This is a genomic window from Shewanella sairae (genome assembly GCF_023283535.1).
In the GTDB taxonomy this organism is placed as follows: domain Bacteria; phylum Pseudomonadota; class Gammaproteobacteria; order Enterobacterales; family Shewanellaceae; genus Shewanella; species Shewanella sairae.
Map to the genome: position 1 here is coordinate 1 of NZ_JAKILT010000123.1, position 3755 is coordinate 3755.

The following is a 3755-nucleotide window of genomic DNA, read 5'->3' on the forward strand; positions in this document are numbered from 1 at the left end:
GCTTGATTAGGTCACTCCTAGAACCCTGCGAGGGAGGTCAGTAATTCGCGGGAAACAGACCTGTGATAGAAAGCATAACCTTATATGGTTGTGTCCTCTGGGACGACCGGACTACCCCTAGCCGCTGTTGGCTGAAAAACGGAAGAAGAACTTTCGAGGGTAGGTGCTGCAATGGCTTTACTGCGCGCATGACTCCTACGCTCACAGCCCCGCCTTTGTCTCGGCGGTACCAGGTAGAGACAACCAATCCTCTTTAAACTTTATTTTATTTACCCGTTCTTGATTTCCTCATTTTTTTCAACGAGAAATGTGAGCAAATCATGCATAAACACACTCATTCATTAACCCAAGCACAGGCAATCAATATCATTGGTCGCTTTTATATCAACCCTAACTTTGCTCACAAAATTATCCAACGTAAGTGCGATAACCCAAGTCTTGTTGAGCACGACATTATTTTCAGCTGCATAAAAGCAATCACCGGCTCTCAAATAGTCATGTCCATTAAGCAAGCCAAAAAGATTTATACCTATTGGCAGAGCTTCCCGTTACAAAAGCACTACGAACTGGACTTTGCCATTGCTTCTTTCATGCTTACCGGCAAGTGGACTCCACCGCAACGCTATATCAAACCGGTATATTGCTGCCGGTACTGCAAAAACAAATGTACTGAAATCAGTATTTGTGACTGCTGCACAAAAAAGTTGAGCGGCGAAGCTAACCGGCCCCACTTTTTAAGTGAGGACTTTCTTAGGAAATATTTATCATGTAAACACTAACGCTATACCTCATCGTGTCTATTAGCCCATTCGCGTAACTTAGAAGTGTGGCTCACAATGGTTTCCCTCTAGGGTTTAGGTGCTAACGGACATAACCATGCCGTGACCGACAATAACCCACCTATGATTACCTACGCTTTGTGCATTTCTTTTTTTTGAAATGCACAATTGGACTCAAGCAATGCAAAACTTAGACAGCAACGTTAACAGTATCAAAACTCACTTTGGCCAAAGACAGCTCGCATTGCTTAATGATGATGAAGTCACAGAGCTCATGCTTAACAGCGACGGTTCACTCTGGGTAGAGCGTTTTGGTAAACCTATGACTGTCGAGTCCAGCATGACGCCCACACAGGCCATGCTATTGATGAAAGCCCTAGCTGGTTACCACCAGATTGCGTTATCGCCTGAGACCCCCGTTTTAGAATGCGAATGCCCTATTGATGGCAGTCGATTTGAGGGCTTAATACCGCCTATTACCACGGCACCAACCTTCGCACTGCGCAAGAAAGCCTTGCGTGTGTTTACGCTGCAAGAGTACGTTGATACAGGCATATTATCCGCCTCGCAATATGACATTCTTAAGCAAGCTATTATCGAACGTAAAAATATTATGATTGTGGGCGGCACAGGTAGCGGCAAGACCACGTTCGCCAATGCGCTCATTCATCAGATGGTGTGCAGCTGCCCTAATGACCGCATTGTGATTATTGAAGACACCAATGAAATTCAGTGTGCAGCCTTAAACTCCGTTATCTTACGTAGCAATGTCACGACACCTATGTCTCAACTGCTACGCGCAACACTGCGCTTGCGGCCTGACCGTATACTGGTTGGCGAGGTGCGCGGTGGTGAAGCGCTATCCTTACTTAAAGCTTGGAACACTGGCCATGATGGTGGTATTGCAACCATCCATGCTAACAGCGCTAAGCTTGGCTTGCTGCGACTTGAAGATTGTATTGCCGAGGTATCACAAAACATTAATCACAACCTGATTGCTCAGACTGTTAACATTGTCGTATTCATCGAGAAAACTTTAGAAGGTCGCCGCATCAAGGAAATCATTCAGGTGAACGATTACCTGAGCGGCCAATACATCACTGAGTCTATTGAGAGGTAAATCATGCGTCGCTGCCCCTATTGCTTTGAAGATACCAACCTAAACCAGGACCCACGCTGGGGATTGATATGTTGTGATTGCCACCTTGAAATGAGTCGAATAGAAAAAGAAACCGACTGGGATACTTGGGAAGTCGATAGGCATCAATATATCGCACCAACCAATGAGCCCTACCGCACTCAGGAGTTCACTCAATGAAATACCACCTAAATATTGACGATTCAGAACTCATGCAGCTCTAACCTTCCCCAATTATCAACACAAGGCATTGACCGTTTGGTTAGTGCCTTTTTTTTATACCTAAAAACCAAGGCTATCGCCTTAATCACCTTTTATTTTAATAAGGAACACACAATGCTACACAGTCAATTAACCTATTCACCCAATACCCCCTTTAAACCTCCGCTACATCGGCGAGCGCTTAGCTTGCTGACTGAGCACCCTTTTATCCTAATGGTCATGCTGTTTGCGGTGCTATTACTGTTTCCTGACCTAGCTCATGCGTCCTCAACCAACATGCCATGGGAAGCGCCGCTAACTAAATTAGTTAATTCAGTGACAGGGCCTGTCGCGTTTGGCATATCAGTGTTAGCACTAGTCGCGTCAATTGCAGGCTTGGTATTTGGTGGTGAAATTTCAGGACTCATCAAAACAATGCTGTTCTTAGCACTCGGTATTTCTGTCATTGTGTTTGCTACTAACATGCTTAGAACCCTATTCGGCATTTCATCTACCCTCATAGGCTAACGTCATGGCATTGCACCGCACCCCGATATTTAACTTTCACCGTGGCAATCTAATTATGGGCTGCGAGAGAAACCCACTGTTATTGCTTGGGCTGCTGTGCATGGTCCTGGCGATATTACAAACCCTTCCCACAATATTACTTGCAGTATTGTTGTGGGTAGGGGGATTGCCGCTACTGCGCATCATGGGCCGAGCTGACCCGCACATGAGCTCTGTCTATAAAGCGTACCGAAAACACCCTGATTACTATCCAGCTCACGCCCGTAAAAACTATTCACAGCGAGATTAACCATGTTCAAAACAACGTCCTATCGTGCTCCTTCAATGGGGTTTTCTGACCTGCTTAACTACGCTGTATTGGCTGACAACGGCGTGATAGTCAATAAAGATGGTTCGCTTCTGGCTGGATTTAAGTTTGCCGGCGCGGATGTATCAAGCTCAACGGTTGCGGAGCGCAACGAATTAATGAGTCGGCTCAATAAAGCCCTGTGCTCATTTGGCACCGGTTGGATGGTGCATGTTGAAGCAGTGCGTGACCAAACACCCAACTACCTTAATACTGACACCGCCGCCTTTATTCACCCCGTGTTTGCGATGATTGATGAAGAACGTAAAGATTACTATCAGAATATCAGTACTCGATACGACTCAGATTACTACCTGTTTCTTACTTACATGCCGCCTAACAAAGCCAAAGCCAATATTACCAATTTCATGTTTGAGCAAAACGGCAATATTGAGCAAGGATTCAGCAAACACCTAAGCGACTTTAAAGCCAAGTTACGTGAAATGGAAAGTAACCTAAAAAGCTATTTACACATTGAACGATTGGGCACGTATAAGAAAGCCCAAACTGACGACACAGACACTATCACCTCTCGCCCAATACTATATTGTCGCTTACTGGAAGCACTTAATCACATTATCAGCGGGAATAAGCAACCTATGCGGTTGCCGTTCTGCCCGTCGGGGCTGGATACATTGCTGGGTTTACATGACTTTTGGACCGGTCTTAATCCAAAAATCGACAACCAATTGTTGATGACCATCAGCATTAATGATTTTCCTGACAGCTCCACGCCTAACATGCTTTATCACCTCGATAAGCT

Annotated in this window: 5 protein-coding genes and 1 pseudogene; all 6 read left to right on the top strand. The window is 45.3% G+C overall.

Annotated elements, in window-relative coordinates:
* The first annotated feature begins 320 nt into the window (after positions 1–320).
* Positions 321–779 (top strand): hypothetical protein, encoded by a 459-nt coding sequence (locus tag L2748_RS23250; protein WP_220783477.1) that lies wholly within the window; start codon positions 321–323, stop codon positions 777–779.
* 181 nt (positions 780–960) lie between these two features.
* Positions 961–1899: a P-type conjugative transfer ATPase TrbB gene (trbB, locus tag L2748_RS23255; protein WP_220783478.1), complete on the top strand. Its 939-nt coding sequence runs from the start codon at positions 961–963 to the stop codon at positions 1897–1899.
* Between the two features lie 3 nt (positions 1900–1902).
* Positions 1903–2097 carry a hypothetical protein gene (locus tag L2748_RS23260; RefSeq protein ID WP_220783479.1) on the top strand — a complete coding sequence of 65 codons (195 nt, stop codon included), beginning with the start codon at positions 1903–1905 and terminating at the stop codon, positions 2095–2097.
* A 156-nt stretch (positions 2098–2253) separates the two neighbouring features.
* A complete protein-coding gene (locus L2748_RS23265; protein ID WP_246616294.1) occupies positions 2254–2646 on the top strand; it encodes a TrbC/VirB2 family type IV secretion system protein in 393 nt (130 codons plus the stop codon).
* Between the two features lie 4 nt (positions 2647–2650).
* Entirely contained in the window at positions 2651–2935 is a 285-nt protein-coding gene (locus L2748_RS23270) for a VirB3 family type IV secretion system protein (protein WP_220783480.1), read from the top strand.
* 2 nt (positions 2936–2937) lie between these two features.
* A pseudogene (locus tag L2748_RS23275) lies at positions 2938–3755 on the top strand (conjugal transfer protein TrbE); the annotation flags it as partial.

Excerpts from the sequence above, each read along its gene's own strand:
- trbB (WP_220783478.1), top strand. The coding sequence starts at position 961 with ATGCAAAACTTAGACAGCAACGTTAACAGTATCAAAACTCACTTTGGC.
- L2748_RS23270 (WP_220783480.1), top strand. The coding sequence starts at position 2,651 with ATGGCATTGCACCGCACCCCGATATTTAACTTTCACCGTGGCAATCTA.
- L2748_RS23250 (WP_220783477.1), top strand. The coding sequence starts at position 321 with ATGCATAAACACACTCATTCATTAACCCAAGCACAGGCAATCAATATC.
- L2748_RS23265 (WP_246616294.1), top strand. The coding sequence starts at position 2,254 with ATGCTACACAGTCAATTAACCTATTCACCCAATACCCCCTTTAAACCT.
- L2748_RS23260 (WP_220783479.1), top strand. The coding sequence starts at position 1,903 with ATGCGTCGCTGCCCCTATTGCTTTGAAGATACCAACCTAAACCAGGAC.